The sequence below is a fragment of the Bacillus sp. FSL K6-1012 genome (genome assembly GCF_037964915.1).
GTDB lineage: Bacteria > Bacillota > Bacilli > Bacillales > Bacillaceae > Bacillus > Bacillus halotolerans.
In genome coordinates this window covers 949,873-969,497 of sequence record NZ_CP150175.1, presented here as the reverse complement: position 1 = coordinate 969,497, position 19,625 = coordinate 949,873, and the positions used below count along the sequence as shown (strand labels likewise).

At 44.8% G+C, this 19,625-nt stretch carries 21 protein-coding genes and 1 pseudogene; 8 read left to right on the top strand and 14 right to left on the bottom strand.

What is annotated here, in order from left to right; genetic code table 11:
- The first annotated feature begins 162 nt into the window (after positions 1-162).
- The gene (locus NSS75_RS04905) at positions 163-1,146 is read left to right on the top strand and encodes a metal-dependent hydrolase (RefSeq protein ID WP_024120657.1); all 984 of its coding nucleotides are present in this window, start codon (positions 163-165) and stop codon (positions 1,144-1,146) included.
- Here the strand turns inward: NSS75_RS04905 and NSS75_RS04900 are convergent.
- The 5 genes and pseudogenes from NSS75_RS04900 to NSS75_RS04880 all read right to left on the bottom strand — a co-directional run bounded on the left by NSS75_RS04900 (position 1,143) and on the right by NSS75_RS04880 (position 6,806).
- Complete coding sequence (locus NSS75_RS04900; protein WP_339236286.1) at positions 1,143-3,728, bottom strand: YfhO family protein; 2,586 nt, start codon at positions 3,726-3,728, stop codon at positions 1,143-1,145. The two genes, NSS75_RS04905 and NSS75_RS04900, sit on opposite strands and share 4 nt — an antisense overlap.
- 69 nt (positions 3,729-3,797) lie before the next feature.
- On the bottom strand, positions 3,798-4,787 hold the full coding sequence (locus NSS75_RS04895; protein WP_010333459.1) for a glycosyltransferase family 2 protein: 990 nt from the start codon (positions 4,785-4,787) through the stop codon (positions 3,798-3,800).
- A 231-nt stretch (positions 4,788-5,018) separates the two neighbouring features.
- Complete coding sequence (locus tag NSS75_RS04890; protein WP_024120654.1) at positions 5,019-5,882, bottom strand: alpha/beta hydrolase; 864 nt, start codon at positions 5,880-5,882, stop codon at positions 5,019-5,021.
- A pseudogene (locus NSS75_RS04885) lies at positions 5,869-6,202 on the bottom strand (SdpI family protein). Before NSS75_RS04885 ends, NSS75_RS04890 begins: the two are co-directional and overlap by 14 nt.
- A gap of 85 nt (positions 6,203-6,287) precedes the next feature.
- Positions 6,288-6,806, bottom strand: a complete 519-nt coding sequence (locus NSS75_RS04880; protein ID WP_339236283.1) for an SH3 domain-containing protein — start codon at positions 6,804-6,806, stop codon at positions 6,288-6,290.
- 192 nt (positions 6,807-6,998) lie between these two features.
- Between NSS75_RS04880 and NSS75_RS04875 the strand changes: the two genes are divergently transcribed.
- Positions 6,999-7,211 carry a helix-turn-helix transcriptional regulator gene (locus NSS75_RS04875; RefSeq protein WP_010333455.1) on the top strand — a complete coding sequence of 71 codons (213 nt, stop codon included), beginning with the start codon at positions 6,999-7,001 and terminating at the stop codon, positions 7,209-7,211.
- A 1-nt stretch (position 7,212) separates the two neighbouring features.
- Positions 7,213-7,596, top strand: coding sequence for a hypothetical protein (locus NSS75_RS04870; protein WP_101860264.1), 384 nt, complete (start codon positions 7,213-7,215; stop codon positions 7,594-7,596).
- A gap of 34 nt (positions 7,597-7,630) precedes the next feature.
- Here the strand turns inward: NSS75_RS04870 and NSS75_RS04865 are convergent, their stop codons facing one another.
- Complete coding sequence (locus NSS75_RS04865) at positions 7,631-7,900, bottom strand: YfhJ family protein (protein ID WP_024120650.1); 270 nt, start codon at positions 7,898-7,900, stop codon at positions 7,631-7,633.
- Between the two features lie 124 nt (positions 7,901-8,024).
- Between NSS75_RS04865 and NSS75_RS04860 the strand changes: the two genes are divergently transcribed.
- Positions 8,025-8,177: a small, acid-soluble spore protein K gene (locus tag NSS75_RS04860; RefSeq protein WP_010333452.1), complete on the top strand. Its 153-nt coding sequence runs from the start codon at positions 8,025-8,027 to the stop codon at positions 8,175-8,177.
- 32 nt (positions 8,178-8,209) lie between these two features.
- On the opposite strand, the gene NSS75_RS04855 is transcribed toward NSS75_RS04860, so the two are convergent.
- The 3 genes from NSS75_RS04855 to recX form a co-directional block, all read right to left on the bottom strand.
- Positions 8,210-9,403, bottom strand: coding sequence for an MFS transporter (locus NSS75_RS04855; RefSeq protein WP_101860265.1), 1,194 nt, complete (start codon positions 9,401-9,403; stop codon positions 8,210-8,212).
- 136 nt (positions 9,404-9,539) lie between these two features.
- Complete coding sequence (locus NSS75_RS04850; protein ID WP_095714804.1) at positions 9,540-9,860, bottom strand: YfhH family protein; 321 nt, start codon at positions 9,858-9,860, stop codon at positions 9,540-9,542.
- 6 nt (positions 9,861-9,866) lie between these two features.
- Positions 9,867-10,658: a recombination regulator RecX gene (gene recX / locus NSS75_RS04845; protein ID WP_095714805.1), complete on the bottom strand. Its 792-nt coding sequence runs from the start codon at positions 10,656-10,658 to the stop codon at positions 9,867-9,869.
- A gap of 88 nt (positions 10,659-10,746) precedes the next feature.
- On the opposite strand from recX, the gene NSS75_RS04840 reads away from it, so the two are divergent.
- The 3 genes from NSS75_RS04840 (at position 10,747) to NSS75_RS04830 (ending at position 12,079) form a co-directional block, all read left to right on the top strand.
- Complete coding sequence (locus NSS75_RS04840) at positions 10,747-11,658, top strand: TIGR01777 family oxidoreductase (protein ID WP_095714806.1); 912 nt, start codon at positions 10,747-10,749, stop codon at positions 11,656-11,658.
- A gap of 53 nt (positions 11,659-11,711) precedes the next feature.
- The gene (locus NSS75_RS04835) at positions 11,712-11,822 is read left to right on the top strand and encodes a YfhE family protein (protein ID WP_010333447.1); all 111 of its coding nucleotides are present in this window, start codon (positions 11,712-11,714) and stop codon (positions 11,820-11,822) included.
- 65 nt (positions 11,823-11,887) lie between these two features.
- Positions 11,888-12,079, top strand: a complete 192-nt coding sequence (locus tag NSS75_RS04830) for a YfhD family protein (RefSeq protein WP_044163723.1) — start codon at positions 11,888-11,890, stop codon at positions 12,077-12,079.
- 38 nt (positions 12,080-12,117) lie between these two features.
- Here NSS75_RS04830 and NSS75_RS04825 read toward each other — a convergent pair whose 3' ends face one another.
- From NSS75_RS04825 to NSS75_RS04810, 4 genes are all read right to left on the bottom strand, one after another.
- Positions 12,118-12,702 carry a nitroreductase gene (locus NSS75_RS04825; RefSeq protein WP_024120644.1) on the bottom strand — a complete coding sequence of 195 codons (585 nt, stop codon included), beginning with the start codon at positions 12,700-12,702 and terminating at the stop codon, positions 12,118-12,120.
- An 87-nt stretch (positions 12,703-12,789) separates the two neighbouring features.
- Complete coding sequence (locus tag NSS75_RS04820) at positions 12,790-13,668, bottom strand: PhzF family phenazine biosynthesis isomerase (protein ID WP_339236272.1); 879 nt, start codon at positions 13,666-13,668, stop codon at positions 12,790-12,792.
- A 114-nt stretch (positions 13,669-13,782) separates the two neighbouring features.
- Entirely contained in the window at positions 13,783-14,814 is a 1,032-nt protein-coding gene (locus tag NSS75_RS04815; RefSeq protein WP_339236269.1) for an iron ABC transporter permease, read from the bottom strand.
- Complete coding sequence (locus tag NSS75_RS04810; RefSeq protein WP_339236265.1) at positions 14,811-15,812, bottom strand: iron ABC transporter permease; 1,002 nt, start codon at positions 15,810-15,812, stop codon at positions 14,811-14,813. The genes NSS75_RS04815 and NSS75_RS04810 overlap by 4 nt, the downstream gene beginning before the upstream one ends.
- A 156-nt stretch (positions 15,813-15,968) precedes the next feature.
- Between NSS75_RS04810 and NSS75_RS04805 the strand changes: the two genes are divergently transcribed.
- A complete protein-coding gene (locus tag NSS75_RS04805) occupies positions 15,969-16,946 on the top strand; it encodes an iron-siderophore ABC transporter substrate-binding protein (protein WP_024120640.1) in 978 nt (325 codons plus the stop codon).
- 19 nt (positions 16,947-16,965) lie between these two features.
- Here the strand turns inward: NSS75_RS04805 and mprF are convergent, their stop codons facing one another.
- Positions 16,966-19,536 carry a bifunctional lysylphosphatidylglycerol flippase/synthetase MprF gene (gene mprF / locus NSS75_RS04800; protein ID WP_339236262.1) on the bottom strand — a complete coding sequence of 857 codons (2,571 nt, stop codon included), beginning with the start codon at positions 19,534-19,536 and terminating at the stop codon, positions 16,966-16,968.
- Between the last annotated feature and the right edge of the window lie 89 nt (positions 19,537-19,625).

Here is a 19,625-nt window from a genome sequence, read left to right as displayed (position 1 = left end):
GTACACTAAGGGCACAGTACGATAATATGTTACATTAAATAGAAGTAAAGAAAAAGCGGAAACATATGAGAACGATTAAACAGGTTAAAAGATTGGGTATATAAAAATAGGTAATGTCTTACAAAAGTGAATGTGCAGGATACACCTGCAAGGAGGTCACCTATGGATACGGGCACACATGTTGTCATGGGCATCGCCCTCGGCGGAATCGCGACACTGGATCCGGTTGTCGGAACAGATCCGGCAATGGCTCACGCAGTCATGATCGCTACGCTTGCGGGCTCACAGGCTCCTGATATTGATACTGTGTTAAAACTTAAAAACAATGCTGTTTATATAAGAAATCACAGAGGCTTTACCCATTCTATTCCCGCCGTTTTGTTTTGGTCTGTCATCATTCCGGCGATTTTGTATTTATTTTATCCGCAGGCTGATTTTCTGCATCTGTGGCTGTGGACATTGCTGGCAGTTGTGCTGCATGTATTTGTTGACATTTTCAACGCGTACGGAACACAAGCCATCCGGCCGTTTTCGAAAAAATGGGTGGCGCTCGGGCTGATTAACACATTTGATCCGTTTATATTTATCAGCCATCTGGCGGCCATCGCGGTTTGGTATGTCGGCGGCAGCCCCGGTATCACATTTCTCACCTTATACGTAATACTGGCAGGCTATTATATCTTGCGCCTGATGATGCAGCTGCGAATCAAACGGCAGCTCCGTGAGATGATTCATGAAGAGATCGAAAGCATTATCATTTCGCCGACGATGAAATTCAGGCAATGGCGGATTGCGGTTACAACTGCGCATGCTTTTTATGTAGGAAGGAGCATGGACGGGCACGTGGTGATACTTGATACGTTTAATCGGGTGCCTGTGCCTGAAACCGACGTTATGCAAGCGGCGAAGCAGGATGATAACATTGCGGCGTTTCTTTCGTTCTCCCCGGTTTACAGGTGGGAAGTGGATACGTATAAGGATCATTACGAGGTACGGTTTATTGACCTGCGTTATCGGAGTAAAGGGCACTATCCGTTTGTCGCAATTGTTCATATCAGTCATGATCTTGAGATACGCTCATCTTATACCGGCTGGATATTCAGCGAAGAAAAGCTTCAGAAAAAATTAAAGCTCGGCTCTATTTAGAGCCGGGCTTTTTTGCGTCTTGTATAAAAAACAGCTAAGAGCAGACTGATGAAAGACATCACTGCGGATATTTTAAAATATGGCGGATAGTAGGTGAGTTCAATTTGATTGTCTCCCTTTTGCGCCTTAAAACCGATAAAAGTGTAATCGGCTTTTTCAATTTTCTGCTGTTTTCCGTTAATTTTCAGCTCCCAGCCTTTCTCATACGGAATCGGGAGCATGATGTACTGGGGTTTAGAATTGTGATATGTGAATGTCAGCTTGTTTTTATTCCATTCCAGGCTGTCTGTTCTCTCTGTTTTGTTTTGCGACACAGCGTTTTTTAATGTTTGATAATTTTCTGCATAAAGCGCTATGTGTGAAAGCTCGTACGTTCCTTTCGGAAGCCTGATCGAGATATGATCTGATTTAGGCACTCTGATGGTTAAATCATTTACACCCGTTTTATAGATCGATTGATTGGATTTTCTTGTTGTGACATAATCATTTACCTTTAGCGTAAATCCTTTGTCTTTTGCTTTGCTTTTTAAATAAAAACTGACATAGTAATCGCCCGGACCGGCTGACGCCTTTTTCGGAGTGATGATCAATTCTCCGCCGTTTTCTCCAGTTACCGTAAGGAGTCCGTTTTGATATTGAGCTTGTTTTGCAGTGATGTCCGATTTGGAGATCAGATTCGCCAGATCAGGCGGCTGCTCTGTTTTTTCAGTTGGATCTGCTAACACAATTCCTTTCAGCATCGCTTGCTCTTTCGCAAGAGCGGGCAATTTTTCCAAATCCCTTTCTGAGTAAACTTTATCGGCTGATTTGACGAAAGGAAGCATGTATTGATTTTCATAAACGGTGTAGTGCTCTGATTCTATATGTTTTGTAAAGCCGTATGGAACATTCGCTTCGTTTATTTTTTCCGTCATATAATATCTGCCGTAAAGCAAGCTGTACAAATTCGCTCTGTCCCCCAATGAAGCGTAGCGGCTGACGCTTTCTCTTCCCATATCGATGCGAAGATCATTCCAATAGAAGGAGAGCAAATGGCTGTTTAAAATGCTCGAGTAGGCGCTGAATCCATTAAACCCGTAAATAATCGGAGTGTTATTGCGGACGCCATTCATCCAGTCGATTCTCACGAGCGGATCATTGTCTTCCTTTTGCACACGTCTGATGAGCTGAGATTGTTCGTCTCCTTTGTATTCCTCGCTTGTAATATAGGATTTTGAGACACTGTCCAGCCCGCCTCCTTCTGAGAGCGCATATTTCTGATAGGTGTTAGCGACAAGCAGCGAAGACAGAATCACCACACCGTATACAGCAAGCTTTGCCCGTTTTTTCACAAAAACTGCGGCAAACAAAGCAGCGATTGTCAGGAACAAAAGCAGTAGGATGCTTTCATTCGCTGGCTTCCATATATCAAGCTCATACCTTTGGACATGATACCAATAAAGAAGCAGAACAATCGCTGCTGCAGGAAGCAGTTCTTTCCGCCTCAGCTCCTGCAGCTGTGATAAACCTGCGGCGGCTGCTCCGGCGATTGTAAAGGCCAAAATATATTCAAACCGGTTTTGCGGTGCGGAAAAGCCGTTAAAGGCGCTTGCCGCGTACGGACTGAAATGAAAGAGGATAAACAGAAGGCTCAATCCGGCAAAAAGGCGAAACACCCGGTGTTTATAAAAAGAAATGACAAACAAAAACAGCAAAAAGATGGCTGGCACCACGATAATCCTGCTTGAAAATAAAATATTATCATCGAAATTCAGCCACTCTATTTTTTCATTATACGGAGGGCGCAGGTTATTTAAATACCCGTAAACCACCGGCACAAATACCGCCGCACTGATACCGAAAGAAATGAGTCCCGAGACTAAAAACATTCTGCATTGAACCCATTTTTTCACTTCATGATCTTCCAGCTTGATCAGCCATCTGAACAAAATATAAATTCCAATGAAAATCAGATTTATGTATGCAAAGTAAAAATTGTTGATTAAGCTCAGTGAGCAAGCAATGATAAACCATGCCGGACGCCGCTCCCTGATGATTTTTTCCGCTCCGAGCACAAGAAGCGGAAGCCAAATCATTGTATCGGTGAAAAATTCCCAATACGCTTCGTGGCGAAAGTAAATAATCGATACTCCGTATAGTACAGCACCCGTAAACGCCGCTGCTCTGCGTTTGAGCAAATAGCTGAAAACAGAAGCTGCTGTAAAAATAATCAGACTCAGCTTAATAATGCTGATAAAAACGGCTGACTGTGCCCAAAAAAGCGTATCCGCCTCACCGATGAGATGAACCGATTGCAGCAGCCATACTGCGGCGGATGTCGCAAGAAAAAGGAAAGAAGCAGAAAAATAATAGCCAAGCTGGCTGAATGTGCCGCCGCCGAGTCCGAATGAATAATGATAGAAAAAGTTTCCTTGCGTGTATTGTTCATATAATAATTTCTTAAATACGATCATTTGCGCCAGTCCGTCACCGGGACCGGTCATATATCTGCCTTCCGCCCATTCTTTCACAAAAAAAGCGTGCGCAAGAACGGCTATGAACAGACTGGCCGCATAAATCATGACATGTTTTCTTTTTTTCATAAGAGGTCTCCAGTCTTGCCGTTAACTGTAAGCATGCAAAAAAGCACTGCCAATGGCAATTGATTCATTTCAGTGCAGTTTGGTCAGGCGCCGCATGTTTTTCAATTCGTTCGTTTCAGGCAGATCTTTGCTCGGGATATTTGCTTCTTTGATCAAATAATGCGGACGTTTTTTTGTTTCGTAATAGATTCTGCCGATGTATTCTCCTATGATGCCAAGGCTTAACAGCTGAACCCCGCCAAGGAATAAGACCGCAGATATAATTGTGAAATATCCGGGTACAGAAATACCGTTTGTAAGAATTTTGACGAACGTGGCTATGATATAAATAAGAGAGAGCAGCAATACAAAAATGCCGGTGTAAAAGCAAATTCTCAGCGGTTTATGGTTAAAGGAGACAACGCCGTCCATTCCGTAATTAAAAAGGCTGCTGAATGACCATTTGGATGTGCCGTTTTTTCTTTCGACATTTTCGTAAAAAACAATTTTCTGTTCGAAGCCGATCCAGCAAAACAGGCCTTTTGAAAAGCGGTTGCCTTCGCTCAATTTCAAAAGTGCATCCACAGCTTGGCGGCTTAACAGACGAAAGTCTCCGACACCGTCACGCAAATCAACTTCCACCGCTTTATTAATGAACTTGTAGTAAAGGGACGAAAGAAGCGAACGCACGGGGTTATCCCCTTTTCTGTTCCTCTGGGCAATGACTTGATCATAGCCTTCCTCGTAGCCTTTGATAAAATCCTTCAGCAAATAGGTCGGATGCTGCAAATCGGCGTCCATCACGACAACTGCCTCGCCTTGAACATGTTCAAATCCGGCCAAGATCGCGGCTTCTTTTCCAAAGTTTCGCGAAAATGATATGTATTTCACTCGGCTGCATTTGGATGCCAGGTCTTTGATCTGCTGAAGCGTGTCATCAATACTTCCGTCGTTAATGAAGAATATTTCATAATCATAATGAATGTTTTTGAATTCCTTTTTTAAAGATTCATGAATGAGTTTGACATTATAACCTTCATTGTAAGACGGGATAATAATCGAGATTAATCCTTGCTTCATTAAGGCACCTTCTTTTTTTTATTCTTTTTAAGTATTGCCTTAGGGGAATTGTACACAAATCTTCAGTAAGGCTATTCCTTTTTTTAAAGTCGTTTAAACCTGTTTTTTGTTACATTTTTGGTATGACATTTGAGTATATGTAATGTTATTTTGTCAGGTTTAAAATAGAGTATGAAAAAAAAGCATAGAAAAAGTCTGCCATTTCGACAGACGGTGCAAAGAAAATCTGACTTATTGGTTTTCAAGATATTCTAAAATAAGCTGATTCACGATGGCCGGCTTTTCGTGGCTGATCCAATGGGACGCTTCATCCACAAATATTAAATGCCCGTTTGGACAGCGTCTTGCTGTTTCTTTTGCAAGCTTTCTGCTTAAAAAGCGGTCTTCCATTCCCCAGATCATCCGATAAGGGGCTGTATGGCATTCGCGGGAATTTTCTGCAAGGCTGCCTTTTCTGAGGGCCCTGTACCAGTTCAGCATTGACGTCAGGGCGCCAGGCTGCTTCCACGCTTCTTTGTACTTATTGATATCCTCAGAAGAAAAAAGCTTCGGCCGATCAGATAGCCCGATGGCTTTATCTAATTTCTCATAGTCGTTTTCTGTTAACGCGGCCTCCGGTTTGTCCGGCAGCTGGAAGAAGGCAATGTATGAGCTTTTCAGCCATTGCGGAGGGTAGACTGGTGTTACGGTTTTCATGACGTGCGGATGCGGTATGTTAATGGCGATAAGCTTTTCAAGATATTCCGGACGTGTTGATGCCAAGTGCCAGGCTACTGCTCCTCCCCAGTCATGACCGATCACGATTGCTTTTTGATCAGTGAATTGCGAAATAAGCCCAATGATATCATCTCTTAATGTATCAATCCGATATGCCTCAATTCCTTCCGGTTTGTCACTGAGATTGTAACCTCGCTGATCAGGAACAATCACCCGGTACCCCGCGTCCGCAAGCGGTTTGATTTGGTTTTTCCAGCCATACCAAAACTCAGGAAATCCATGGAGCAGGACGATAAGCGGGCCGTCCTCCGGTCCTGCAGAAGCAACGTGGAGTGTGATTCCATTTGTTTTGACAAACTGGCTGTTAACTCCTTCCACTTAAATCTCCTCCTTGACTTTGCGTCATATGTTTCAGCCTTTTCTCTGTCAGTATAAAAGTGATGATACAAGCAGCAACAAGCAAGATCAGCTGAAGGATGATAAAGACTTGATCTCAGGAGCACCCCGGCCCCCAAGACAATCAAACCTGACAGGATCATGAGCACCGCACTGTAACGGTTGGCTTCATTCCATAACTTTTGATCTGACATTGAGCGTCTCGTTCTGAATCCATATACACTGTTAATGGATTTTGGAGGGAACAATTTGATAAAAAGACCTGCAATGATCATGAGCCCTCCGCCAACTAAACATGCCATCTGATCATCTCCTCTCTCATTGTTACGTTCAGAAAGAAGAAATGTTTCAATATCCTGACAAAAAGACAAGCATGAGCCTGTCTATTTAGCGTATTTGTAAATCCTTTGTCGGAATATAGCCTTTTATCCCGCCGTGATCAACGAATGCCCAGCTGAAATCAAATCCTCCGTTTTCACTGAATCCCCAGCCGAGCAAAGTGACTTCTGTCCCCGAGGAAAGCTGCTTGGCTTTTCCATTTTCCGGTGTTGGAGAATAGAAGGCAGTCTGTTTTGCTGTTTTTGCTTGACTTGCGGTTTTCATTAAGAAGTGTGTTGAAATAAATCCTTTTTTTCCTTTGAATTCAATTTGAGCCCAATCAGCATTAGCAAATCCCTTTACAGTGACTTTCTGTTCAGATGATACTGTGCCGAGAATCGCGCTTTTTTGTTTTGGCTCAGCCCGGACATTCAGTTTTCCTGCTTTAATCATATAAGAATCTGATGATGGCATGGTGACATTTATGGTCTGAAGGGTTGCAGCTTTTGCTGCGGGAGCAGTGCTACATGCTGTGAAACTCAGTCCTGCGGCGGCAGTTAAAGCGAGCAATACTTGTTTCTTTTTCATACATAGCTCCTCCTCGGATTTTGACAAGATATAAGAGGTATTCCCTGATTGCCTGGAGGATGAAACACTTTTTGTTTATTTTTTCTAACAGTTAAGGAAATTTTAAGGTTTGTAAGGTGTACATTACATTCTAATCTTTGTATGATACATTATGTAAGGTATACGTTACATAACGAGAGAGGATCAAATAAGATGAAGCACGGGGTTCGTAATTGTGTAAAAGAATACAGAAAAGCTAAAGGATGGACACAGGATCAGCTGGCAGAAAACATTCAAGTGACAAGACAGACGGTCATTGCAATTGAAAAACAAAGATATGAACCCTCGATAGGCACTGCAATTAAATTATCTTCAGTATTAGAGTGCTCATTAGATCAATTATTCTGGATAGAAGGAGACAAATAATATGAACATGACGTATCGTACCGGATTGTTTTTGCAAACTTTGCTTCCCATTTTATTGTGTGTCCTTTATTGGCATTCACCTTCAACTTTAACACTTCTGTTAGCAGTCATCGGAACTGCACGAGTTCTTTATTCTGCCGCACATATTCATAGAAATAAACTCTGGGGAAACGTACACTTTCAGAATGACCAACGCACCCGCTCAAATGCTCATTTCGCGGGCTATATATCACATTGGGTGATGATTGTTATTTTGCTTATAGGTGTTATTCTTATTCATCAATCCATGCTTCCTCTGTCCTATCTGCAGCTGATTGCATATACTGCTTTTCTTGGTTTTATGCTTAGAATGGTGATTAGTGATGTACTTAATACAAATGTGTAAAAAACAGCCTGCCGTACTTTGCCGGCAGGCTGTGTTAATGTAAAAGCCCTCTGCTTTGGTTTAAGTAATCATTCACGTCTTCACGGCCGCTTTGGAAAAGGTGGAGCTGGCCGCCATAGTTCTCAATCCACTGTGTGACGATTTTTTCGGTCATTTTTTCGCCTTGGTAGGCGTGTCCGGCTTTTGCATAGGTTGCTTCAAAGTCGCTCCATAACAATTCCACCCATGTTTTCGCCTGAATGTAGCTGATCATATCGTTTTTCTCCAGAAGCAGATTTGTCAGTTTCTCAATATACGTATTCATTTGGTGGTCTCCTTTCCTTCAGGAAAAAAATTACGCTTTAAAACTTCATGTTCTCCATATACTAACCTTACGTCTTCATCTGGCAAGACGCAACTTTTTGATCTCGAACCTAGGGGGATATGACATGGTCCGCAATAAAGAAAAAGGATTTCCTTACGAAAACGAAAACAAGTTTCAAGGTGAACCGAGAGCAAAGGACGACTATGCTTCAAAGCGTCCTGACGGGTCAATCAACCAGCATCCTCAGGAAAAAATGAGAGCCTCCGGCAAACGATAAAAGAAGAACAGCTGCACATGTGCAGCTGTTTTTTAGCCTTTATTGACTTGATACTCATAGACGCTTTTCTTTTCAGACAGATGCGCAAATGTTGAGAGCACCAGTCCGCACGCGGTCATCAGCGCTCCTCCCGCAAACAGCCAGGAATAAGAGCCGGTTCCGCTTAAAATGATGCCGCCGATCCACGCGCCGAGCGCATTGGCCAGGTTAAATGCAGACACGCTCACAGCTGCGGCGATCGTTGTTCCGTTCTCAGATGAAGAAAGCACCTTTGTTTGCAAAAGAGGCGGTGTGCCGAATGCGCAAGCTCCAAATAAGAAAGTCGCGACAATGGCTGCGGCCGGATAAACGGCGATGTACGGGAATACCGCAAGTACGCCGATCAAACCGATCATGACGCCAATCATGGTCCGGGTCAGCAGAGGAAGCGGCACTTTTCCCGCAAAGAAATTTCCCGCAACCCCTCCCAACCCATAGGCGAAGAGGGCACCTGTAATGCCGACTGTGCTGAAACCTGCTGAATTTCTTAAAATCGGTTCGATAAATGTATACGCGATAAATACGCCTGAATAGCCTAAAATTGTAATCGCAAAGGAGTACAGCACCTGTTTGTGTTTAAATACTCCCCACTCATTCATGAGCATCGGGATGACTTTTGGTTTTCTGTTCGGCACGGTAGCCATCAGGCCTACAAATCCGATCACTCCAAGCACCGTAATGATGGAAAACACGACTCTCCAGTTTAGGACATCACCCAAGTAGGAACCGAATGGAACACCCAGCATCAAAGCCACTGTTAAACCGCCGTTCATAGACGCAGCGGCTGCGGCGCGTTTTTCCGGCGGCACCATTTCACTAGCGAATACCATCGCAATCGCAAAGAAAGCGCCGTGAATGGAAGCAGATAAAATTCTTGAGACCGCCAATACCGCAAAATTCGGTGCCAGTGCGCTCATCAGGTTGGAAAGGATGAAAATCCCCATCAATCCAAGAAGCACCGGCTTTCTCGGGAGCTTAACAGAAACAATCGTGACGAGCGGGCCTGTCACACAGACGCTTGCCGCATAAGCGGTGACAAGGAGTCCCGCAGAGGAAACATGTATATGAAAGTCATCGGCAATCGACGTCAAAATACCCATCACCGCATATTCTGTGTATCCAATTGAAAACGTGCAGATCATTAGAACAAAAATAATTAATTTTACTGATGGGTTTTTCATACTCAACGTCATCGCCTCCTTTAATGTGAAAAAACAACGAGTTCCATCTTAAAAGAAATCCAGGGTGAATTCAATCATTTTTCCTCTAAAAATCGCCTTGAGTGTGCTCAAATAAAAAAGAGGCTGATATTCAGCCTCTCGGTTATCCCTGCTTCTTTTGCTGCAATACTGAGATTGGAAGCGCTTCTTCTTGATCGGGAGCCGATGTTCTGTATCCCCAAGCGAAAACGCCATTTAAATAGTTAATGTGAAACTCGTCCTCAGAGCCGTCCACAACATACGTTTCTCCCGGCGTGAAGTCCTCCGGGTTCAGCAAGTATGCCTTTGCCATGGCAATTTTCCGTTCGAGCACTGCCAGTTCATTTATGATTCCAAGCTGTTCCGCTTTTCTTGCTTTTTCAGAAAGTCCTGCGATTTCTGTATTGAGTTCGTGCGTTGTCATTTGACTGTATCGTTTCTCCATTTTCAGCTACTCCTCTTCCTGCAGAAATTGATCGATTAAATCGAGTGAGAATCCTTTTCTGAATAAAAATTGTTTGACCTTCATGGCACATTCATAGGAGCCGTCATAACGGTATTTTCTAAACGCTTTTTCCGCATGAAGACGCAGCGCTTCTTTTTCAGTATCTTCGTCATTTTCGTATTCAATCTGCTCCAGCGCCGCAGAGATGACATCAAATGAGAAGCCTTTGCGCTGCAGCTGCATCTGTGCTCGCTGTTTGATTTCTTTTGAAGAGAGTTTCTTGTCTTTCTTCAGAAGCTTTTCGATATGCTTAACTGCTTTTTCCGTCTGTTCTTCAAAGGAGAAAGAACTCAGTGTATCTTTGATGGTGTCGTCATCAATCCCCTTCGCTTTCAGCTCTCTGAACAAAACGTCAGGCCCTTTTCCGTTTGTTTTTTTGTGGGTGCTCACGTAGGCCGCCGCAAACTCTTGGTCATTTAAATAGTTGTAATCGTTCAGCTTATGAATCACTTCCGCAATGACGGGCGCCGAGGTATCTTTTTTCTTTAAATAGTCTTCTACCTCTTTCGTTGACCGCATTCGATAGGATAAAAAATCAATCGCACGGTTGAAGCCTTTTTTCACTTCATCTCCGTATTGAATCTCAATGATCTCGAGGTCATCAAGCTCTTTTCCCTTTGTAAGCTCAAATTTCACGAGCACATCTGCGTCAACACTGAAAGCATATTTTTCATCCAGAAAAATATTAAAGCGTTCCGTATTCTTCTTTTGCGCTGAAATCTTTGTAATAAATGGCATCTTAATCTCCCTTCTCCGGTCTCAAATGCGTTTTCTATGATCAAAATGAGGTAAAGTATAGGTATCAGAACGATGAGGAGAGATGTTTATGAATATTGCAATGACTGGCGGAACGGGTTTTCTCGGTACGCATCTGACTGGCGTCCTCACCCGCCAGGGACATCATGTTTATATTTTATCAAGAAACGCGCCAAAAACTGAACAAAAAAATATCAGTTATGTCCAATGGCTGACTGAAGAAGCTGCGCCTGAACAAGAACTTCCTCATATTGATGTTTGGGTAAATCTTGCGGGAAAATCAATTTTTGGCCGCTGGAACGAAAAAACGAAGCAGCAAATTCTCTCCAGCCGGATCGATGCAACCCGGGAAGTACGGCGGCTTATTCATAAACAGGCGGAAAAACCGAAGGCGCTTATTCAAGCCAGTGCAGTGGGCATTTACGGCACTAGCCTTGAAAAAACCTTTACAGAAGACTCCCCCACGTCGGACGAGGATTTTCTCAGCCACACTGCACATATGTGGGAACGGGAAGGGCAAAATATAGAAATGATGGGCATTCGAACGGTTTACGCGAGATTTGGCGTGATGCTCGGAGAAAAAGGCGCTCTCCCGCTGATGGTTCTGCCATATAAGCTGCTGGCCGGCGGAACGATCGGGACGGGCAATCAGTGGCTGTCCTGGATTCACGTGGAGGACGCCGCCCAGCTGATTGTATATGCAATCGAAAACGACAGCGTCTCAGGTCCTGTTAATGTGACAGCGCCTAATCCGGTTGAAATGAAGCAGTTCGGAAAAACGATTGCACGGGTGAAACACCGTCCCCACTGGCTCCCCGTTCCAGCATTCTTTTTATCAAAAGCATTGGGAGAAATGAGCCTGCTTATCGTGAAAGGACAGCGCGCTCTGCCGAAAAAAGCAATTACGTCCGGATTCCGTTTTACATATTCAGATCTTGAATTCGCCCTCTCGCAGCTGCTGACGGACCGAAAGGCTGTATAAAAACGGAAGGAAGCGTCAACCTTAATAATAACATGGTTGAAGGAGGTCCTTTTATGGAAAAGAAGAGGGAGAAGCACCAGCAAGGAGCCAACCTGAAGAAAATGCAGGAAGTTCTTTATTCGAGTGAATTTAAAAAGGCGGAAAAAGCTGCTAAGCGGAAGTAGGGATACATAGCGCCGGAAAGCAGATACTATGTTTGTTTGATATCACTTTTTAGGGGGAATTTGATATGGGCAGAAATCATATCCACAAAAACCGTGATAAAAACAAACAAAAACTTCCTCAGGTTCCCGATGCGTTAAAACGAGAAACTGACGGCGTTTACGAGGAATATTCAAGCGAACTCGCTGATGCGGATGACCGCGAAGCGCAGGAGCGCGCAAAAGCGGCCGACAGCAGAGCGAAAAGCAAAAAACGTTAATGAAAAACCCCTTGTCTCTGCTTGAGACAGGGGGTTTTTTACAGCTCGGTGAACCGTTCCTTTATCGGTGTGCGTTTTTTCACTTCCGGCATTTCATCAGGATAGCCTGTTTGTATGATCGCGGCGAAGCGCTCGTTATCCTGTAAACCGAAGGCTTGATGCACGTCTTTATCATAGAGGATCTTTCCGCTTTTCCAAACCATGCCGATTCCTTTTTCCCAGGCAAGAAGCTGGAGATTTTGAATCAATGAGCTGGTTGCCGCAAAATCATCATCTCTTGCTCTTTCGTTCTCATCTTCCTGAAATACAACGAGCAGAAATCCAGGCACACGGCTGAGTGTCTTTTTGAAATTTTGGAGTTTTTCTTCCGTCATGTCCGGCTTTGATTTTTTAGAAAATGAAGCAAAGGTTTTAATCAAGCTTGCTTTTCCTGTTTCACTGGAAACGTAAATAAATCTCCAAGGCTCCGTCACTCTGTGATTTGGCGCATATTTTGCCGTTTCTAGCATGTCAAGGATGACAGCCGGAGGTACGGGATCTTGTTTAAATTTACGGATTGATCTTCTGCTGCGTATGATATCCCGCAGTGCTGAATCTTGATTTATCTGTTCGGCTTGAGGCATACCGCTTCACCCTTTCTATCCAATTGAAAATGATTATCAATCATAATCATAACGGAAAGTGCAGCTTTTTGTAAACCGTCAGCCATATTAGATTTCAAGAATCCGAGTTTCTGAGTAAACGGCAGTCCCTGTCATGTTCACTTTGATGTGATCGTTATCTCCATTTATTTCAATTTCCACACTTCCGTCTTTCCCCATCTCCTGTCCTTGTTCAATGATGAATGTACGCTGCCCGGACCGGCCGTATTGCTGCATGTAAGCTCCCATCACACCGGATGCTGTGCCAGTCACGGGATCTTCTATTGTTCCTGAATACGGCGACGAAAAGTGGCGCCCGTGCAGGTCGCTGTCAGAGTGAATCGTTTCAAAGGTAAACGGATGCACTGAGGCTTTTGGCAGATCAACTAGAACTTCCGGAAATTGTTTGTTATTCGGCACCATTTTTTTAGAGGCTTCTAATGATTTGAGCGGAACGATCGCAGTCCATATGCCTGTGCTGCCAAAAACAATTGGAAGGTCCTCATGAAAGTCCTCCGCCGTAATTCCCAATGCGTCCGCGAGCTTTTCCCGGTCGCCCGTAAATGGTTTGAATTTCGGAGCAGCCTGTTCAAGTGTGATATGGATGCGCCCCTCTTTTTCAGAAATGTTTGCTGGCAGGATACCGGCTTTTGTCTGGATGCTGTACGTTTTACCAATCTCCAGCCTTCCTTTTTCACATAATGCGTATAGGGAAGCGACCGTCGCATGTCCGCATAAATTCATTTCGTGTCCAGGAGTGAAGTAACGGAGTTCAAGATCAGCCGCCTCGCTGTTCCGAATAAAGGAGGTTTCTGAATATCCTGCGATTTCAGCTATTCTCTGCATTTCTTCTTCTGTGTAATGGTCCCCGTGCAATACCACACCCGCGGGGTTTCCTTTGCCGGGATTTTCCGTAAATGCTTCATATTTTAATACCTCTGCTTTCATTCGCCTGCCATCCTTTCTACATCAATGTCTCTGTCAGTATAACAAAATATTAGAGGGAATTTTCAGTCAATATCAAAAACCCATTTTCTTTGCAGAGAAAATGGGTTCTTACAATCAGGAATTTCTTGTTTTATAGAGCAAATAAATAAAATAGGGGGCGCCGATCGCCGCTGTAAAAACGCCTGCCGGGACTTCGACCGGGGCAAATAAGGTTCTGCCGATGATGTCTGCTCCTAATACGAGCAGAGCCCCGATCAGTGCAGATGCCGGGAGCAGCGCACCGTAAAACGAGCCGACGAGACGCCTTGCGATGTGCGGCGCCATCAGACCGACAAAACCAATCGTTCCGGCAACCGAAACCGCACAGCCCGTAAGAGCCGTACTCAGCAGCAGGAGGAAGAACCGGTTTCTTTGCACGGAGCTTCCCGCGCCTGCCGCAATATCTTCACCGAGCATCTGTATATTCATATTTTTAAGACAGATAAAACAAATGAATAAGAGAATGACAGACAGCAACACGGCTATTTTTACATGCTGCCAGTTAGATCCGTAGACTGAACCTGTTATATATACATTGGCTTGGGACGCCCTGTAGATCGGTCCTTTGATCATGAGCAATGTGGTCATCGCTTGTGCAGACATTGAAAATCCGATTCCGATCAGCACCAGCCGAAACGTGGAGGCGCCATTTTTGTATGCGAGTAAATAAACGATAAGTCCAACAACTGATGCCCCGATAAATGCGGCAGCCGGAAGCCATGACAGACTGATCGTCAGTGAATCGCTTCGGTCTGAGAAGAACATCATGACAAGCACCACAGCCACAGCCGCTCCGCCCGTGATTCCGATAATATCCGGGGATGCGAGAGGGTTTCTGACCAGCCCCTGCAAAATTGCGCCTGCCGCAGCCAAGCAAACGCCGGCGCATACAGCTGTCAAAATTCTTGGCATGCGGAACGACATCACCATCATTTCATCGAGCTTTGAACCTGCACCGAAAAATGTTTTGGCCACATCCCAAGGAGGAATGAACCGCTGTCCGAGACCGGCGCTTATGATGAACACAGCCGCTGTTAAACCGAGTAAAACAAAAAAGACAATCCATGCTTTCTTTTCAGCCGCTGTAATGCCAAAACGAAGTTTCATAGATTCGCCCCCCTTCTTGCGATGTAAACAAACACTGGCATGCCGATAATCGCCGTCATAACCCCGACAGGAACTTCCTGAGGCATAATGATATATCGTGCCCCGATGTCCGCGGCAACAAGTAAAATCGCACCCAACACAGCGGAAAACGGCAGTACCCAGCGATAATCATTGCCGATGATAAAGCGGGCAAAGTGCGGGATGATGATGCCGATAAAGGAAATCGGCCCGGCAATGGAGACAGCCGAACCGGCAAGCAGGACAATGCATAGTGCCATAGCGAATTTCAGCAGTCCCGTTTTTTGACCAAGTCCTTTGGCAACATCTTCTCCCATGACAAGAAGATTAATTTTTCGGCCGAGGAAACAGCTGATCAAAAGCGCCGCCGCGGCATATGGAAGCATCGTCATCAGCAAATCGAGACTCCTGCCCTGCACAGAGCCCGTCAGCCAAAATAGCACCTGAGCCAGCTCGAGTTCATTGACGGAAAGCATGCCTTGTGTCAGCGAAGAAAACATTGCCGCCATGGCTGCTCCAGCCAGCGTCAATTTGATCGGCGTGAGCCCTTCCCTTCCAAGCGAACCTGCGGCATAGACAATCGCGGCGGTAAAGGAAGCACCGAGAAACGAGCTCCATACAAGCGCTTGGGGTGATTGAATATGCAGAAAAAATGATCCGGCAACAATAAAAAAGCCGGCCCCTGCGTTGATTCCGAAAATCCCTGGTGATGCTAGCGGGTTTTTTGTCAGCGCCTGCATCAGAGCGCCGGCAGCCGCAAGGGAAGCGCCGACGACCGTGGCAACCAAGGCGCGCGGGAGCCTGACGTCTTTAATGATGACTTGCTCATTTGATCCGTTAAAAGATGTAAACGCTTGATAGACCTGTTCCCATGACGTACCGGTATAGCCGTATATGACACTTGCGCAGACAGCCGCCAGCAAAACGAAAAGCAGACATAATAACAAAATCCATTTCGAATAAGCCTTTTTGAAGATCATCATCCAATTCTCCTAGTGATTTACTATGTAACATTCTTGATCATGACTGCAGTAAATTGATTGTTTTTGAGAATCATCCTCAATTAATGATTGACACTCTCACCACTGCTTATTATGATCTAAATGATAATGAATTTCAATATTGGGAGGAAAAAGATGAAAAAGCATATCAGCATGCTATTTGTATTACTTATGGCCGTTATGGTGCTTTCTGCCTGTAATAGTTCAGAAAGTTCAAGTAACAGCGAGGGGTCAAGCAGCAAAACAAGAACAGTTAAACATGCAATGGGGACATCAGACAACATTCCAGCCCATCCAAAACGGATTGTCGTCTTAACAAATGAAGGAACAGAGGCGCTTTTAGCGCTTGGCATTAAACCTGTCGGGGCCGTGAAGTCATGGAAGGGCGACCCGTGGTATGACTACCTGAAAGACGATATGAAAGGTGTTAAAAACGTCGGGCTAGAAACTGAACCGAATGTGGAAGCCATCGCGGAATTAAAGCCTGATTTGATTATTGGAAATAAAGTGCGCCAAGAAAAGATTTATGATCAGTTAAATGCGATTGCGCCGACGGTTTTTGCTGAATCTTTAGCCGGGAACTGGAAGGATAACCTGACTCTTTATGCCGACGCGGTGAATAAGGCGGACAAAGGCAAAGAAGTCATTGCTGATTTTGATAAGCGCGTTGCCGATATGAAAGATAAGCTTGGCGATCAGACAAACAAAACTGTGTCTGTTGTACGCTTTCTGTCCGGCGAGTCAAGAATCTATTATAAGGATTCATTCTCTGGCATTATTTTAGACCAGCTTGGTTTTAAACGTCCTGAAAAGCAAGTTGAGCTATTCAAGAAACAAAAGGACCAATTCACGTTCTCAACAGACAGCAAAGAATCCATTCCTGATATGGATGGCGATGTGCTTTTTTATTTCACTTATAAAGCCGATAATGCAAAAGATAATGAAAAATGGGCCAATCAGTGGACGAGCAGTTCACTATGGAAAAACCTCAAGGCTGTGAAATCAGGGAACGCCCATGAGGTCGATGACGTCGTGTGGACAACCGCAGGCGGAATCAAAGCCGCAAACTATCTGCTTGACGATATTGAAACGTATTTCTTAAAGTCTAAATAAAAAAAAGAACTCCGTCTGTTTAGACGGAGTCTTTTTTGCTTTTGCCGATCAGACGCGTGACGAGGAACATGGTGACAGAAAGAGATCTGTTTTTCCGATACGCCAAGTATTTTCCGCGCCATTCAGGTTTGTATTTTTCTTTAAATGCCCGGAGCCCGCTGAAGCTGTACATGTACCGAACATTATTAAAAATGACAGCCGCGAAGCGTTCTGACCAAAAGGATGTAAAGGCTGTGCCGACATTGGCCAAAGGCGCCATGCCCATGTTAAATGACGTGCACCCCTCCTCCTTCGCCCATAAAAACATGCGGATGAACAATGCATCCATAATACCGTTCGGGGCGTCGCTGCGATAGCGCATCAGATCGACCGAGATTTCGCCTTCCTGATACATCGGCATGATATTTGCGAAAGCTACAATGTCCCCTTCGGCATTTTTCATATAGGCGATCGGTGCTCTCTGTAAATATGACGGATCAAAGAACCCGAGCGAAAAGCCCTTCTCCTTTTTCGAGCCGAGCCATTCATCGGAGATTTGTTTGAGCTCTTCTAAAAACGCTTCTGAAAATGGAGGATGATCAACATGGAAAGTATATTCCTCCCGTTCAAACCGGTTATTGATCGCCCGCAGGCCTGCTTTTTTCTTCCCTGATATGGTAAACGTGTTTAAGTCCACATAGGCTTCCTCGCCAAGTTTAAAAAAGTTATACCCAAAATCGTGGTACAGCGCCATGTCCTCTCGTTCGATTTGATAGAACAAAACACTGAACCCCTTTTGATGTGCTTCGTTAAGAAATTCTTCGAGCACAAGCGGGAACGATTCTCTTTGGCCTGACGGATCGCCGAGCACGACCAGCCGTCTTGCAATTTTCCCAAACAGAAGCAATGCATTGCCGTCGCTTGAGAAATAAAACCGCTTATCCCCCAGAAAGCCGAGATGGCTGAGCGCGTTGCCGCCTTTTTCATTGAGAAACGCAGCAAGACGTTCTGGATCAGCTTTTTCCCCAATTGGTTTGGTTTTCTTATGGTACACCACTGTAAAAATAAAGAAGAACAGCGGAACGGCGATGACTGCCATGATGGTCGCATGTGTAATATGGGAAGTGCTGTGGACGAAATATTCGTGGCGCAGCACCTTTTTCATCCGATCCCAGATGAAGCTTGCGATAAGGTTATAGTTAAACAGTGCCACAGTAAACAGGGCCGCAGCGAAAATCATTTGCCCTAGTGTATAGGAAGCCTGTTCTCTGACAAATTGTTTTTTCAGCAGCACAAGCAAGACGATGATAATCGGCAATATGAATATTGCACTGATATTGAGCCCTTTTAAAAAGCTGAAAACAAATCCGCCGACAAGTGCTGTAATCGCCATTGTATAGGACCGTTTTGTCCGTTTATAAAGCTCGATCGGCAATATCAGCAAAATGAGCGCTGAGCTTAAGGACAGCCCGTTGAACAGCAAAAGGACCGGACGGGGAATGTGCGGAATGACTGTCAGCCTATCAATCGGCAGTGACACCGACGCAAGGACAATGAGACCGGCTACGAACACAATAAGTGAAAGCGATCCCTGTAAAATCCTCACTAACATGGCCCGCTGTACGACAAGCAGCACGTTTGTCGTTTCGATAGCCGGTGCGATGCGCGGGTTCGTTTCGAGCCGTTTCATTGTATTTTCGGTCAGGTCGCCGGCAGCAAAGAACAGCCCCAAAACAAATGGAATAAATGAATAGGCGAGCCTGTACAAAACGATTGACGTAACAATGGCTTCCTGATGATAGCCAAGCTGCTCCATACCGAGCAAGAACAAAAGGTCGAACGAGCCGAAACCGCCCGGCACGAGGCTGATCATCCCGCCGATCGCCGCAATGACGAACACCCCAAACACATACCGGATATCAGCATGAATGCCCATGGCGAACAAAGCAAAATAGATGACGACTCCAGCCATGAGCCATTCGGCAACGGAAGCGCCGATATAAGCGAAAATCGGATTTTTCACTTTATCCTCATTTTCTTCGTCTCCGGCTTTGCGGCCTTTTATTTTGGCCACCGCCAAGGATAACGGCAAAATCAGCGCGAAACCGATAACGACTGCCCACAGCCAAGGCTTTTCATGGATCACTTCATCCACTGGCAGCACCCGCGCTGCGACGAAAATGCTGAAAACAGATAGCCCGAGCAGCATAGATGACGTTAGCCAGGCGATTCCTTTCACGAGCGCCTTATGGTCTTTCGTATGCTCCTTATAGAACATCATTCTTAACCCGACACCGGCTAAACCGCCGAACCCGAGCACATTATTAAATGAATTGGCGATCCAGGAAACCCTGAATACCTTTCCGTTTGTGATCGAAAGGCGCAGCGAGTATTTAAGAACGTAATCATATAGTGACATGGCCGCAACAGCAAGCAGGCCGATGAGCACAAGAATGAATAAGTCGGTCCGCTCCAGCCCGTTGATAACCATAAGCGTTCGTTTGAATGACAGGTTTGTCAATTCTTTTTTCGACTGATAAAACACAAATAGTAAAACAGCAACAGGAAAAACGATTTTTAAAATTGATAAAGCATTCTTTTTAATCAGCAATGGTCTCTCCAATCATATACAGTTCGATATTTCTTTCCCCAATAATCTCCAACTCATTATACACTACCGCTATTTTTCGGACAAAGACT

What these genes read in the sequence shown, in the direction of transcription:
- NSS75_RS04905 (WP_024120657.1), top strand. Translation starts at nt 163, where the DNA reads ATGGATACGGGCACACATGTTGTCATGGGCATCGCCCTCGGCGGAATC.
- NSS75_RS04900 (WP_339236286.1), bottom strand. Translation starts at nt 3,728, where the DNA reads ATGAAAAAAAGAAAACATGTCATGATTTATGCGGCCAGTCTGTTCATA.
- NSS75_RS04895 (WP_010333459.1), bottom strand. Translation starts at nt 4,787, where the DNA reads ATGAAGCAAGGATTAATCTCGATTATTATCCCGTCTTACAATGAAGGT.
- NSS75_RS04880 (WP_339236283.1), bottom strand. Translation starts at nt 6,806, where the DNA reads ATGAAAAAGAAACAAGTATTGCTCGCTTTAACTGCCGCCGCAGGACTG.
- NSS75_RS04875 (WP_010333455.1), top strand. Translation starts at nt 6,999, where the DNA reads ATGAAGCACGGGGTTCGTAATTGTGTAAAAGAATACAGAAAAGCTAAA.
- NSS75_RS04870 (WP_101860264.1), top strand. Translation starts at nt 7,213, where the DNA reads ATGAACATGACGTATCGTACCGGATTGTTTTTGCAAACTTTGCTTCCC.
- NSS75_RS04865 (WP_024120650.1), bottom strand. Translation starts at nt 7,900, where the DNA reads ATGAATACGTATATTGAGAAACTGACAAATCTGCTTCTGGAGAAAAAC.
- NSS75_RS04860 (WP_010333452.1), top strand. Translation starts at nt 8,025, where the DNA reads ATGGTCCGCAATAAAGAAAAAGGATTTCCTTACGAAAACGAAAACAAG.
- NSS75_RS04850 (WP_095714804.1), bottom strand. Translation starts at nt 9,860, where the DNA reads ATGGAGAAACGATACAGTCAAATGACAACGCACGAACTCAATACAGAA.
- recX (WP_095714805.1), bottom strand. Translation starts at nt 10,658, where the DNA reads ATGCCATTTATTACAAAGATTTCAGCGCAAAAGAAGAATACGGAACGC.
- NSS75_RS04840 (WP_095714806.1), top strand. Translation starts at nt 10,747, where the DNA reads ATGAATATTGCAATGACTGGCGGAACGGGTTTTCTCGGTACGCATCTG.
- NSS75_RS04835 (WP_010333447.1), top strand. Translation starts at nt 11,712, where the DNA reads ATGGAAAAGAAGAGGGAGAAGCACCAGCAAGGAGCCAACCTGAAGAAA.
- NSS75_RS04830 (WP_044163723.1), top strand. Translation starts at nt 11,888, where the DNA reads ATGGGCAGAAATCATATCCACAAAAACCGTGATAAAAACAAACAAAAA.
- NSS75_RS04825 (WP_024120644.1), bottom strand. Translation starts at nt 12,702, where the DNA reads ATGCCTCAAGCCGAACAGATAAATCAAGATTCAGCACTGCGGGATATC.
- NSS75_RS04820 (WP_339236272.1), bottom strand. Translation starts at nt 13,668, where the DNA reads ATGAAAGCAGAGGTATTAAAATATGAAGCATTTACGGAAAATCCCGGC.
- NSS75_RS04815 (WP_339236269.1), bottom strand. Translation starts at nt 14,814, where the DNA reads ATGAAACTTCGTTTTGGCATTACAGCGGCTGAAAAGAAAGCATGGATT.
- NSS75_RS04810 (WP_339236265.1), bottom strand. Translation starts at nt 15,812, where the DNA reads ATGATCTTCAAAAAGGCTTATTCGAAATGGATTTTGTTATTATGTCTG.
- NSS75_RS04805 (WP_024120640.1), top strand. Translation starts at nt 15,969, where the DNA reads ATGAAAAAGCATATCAGCATGCTATTTGTATTACTTATGGCCGTTATG.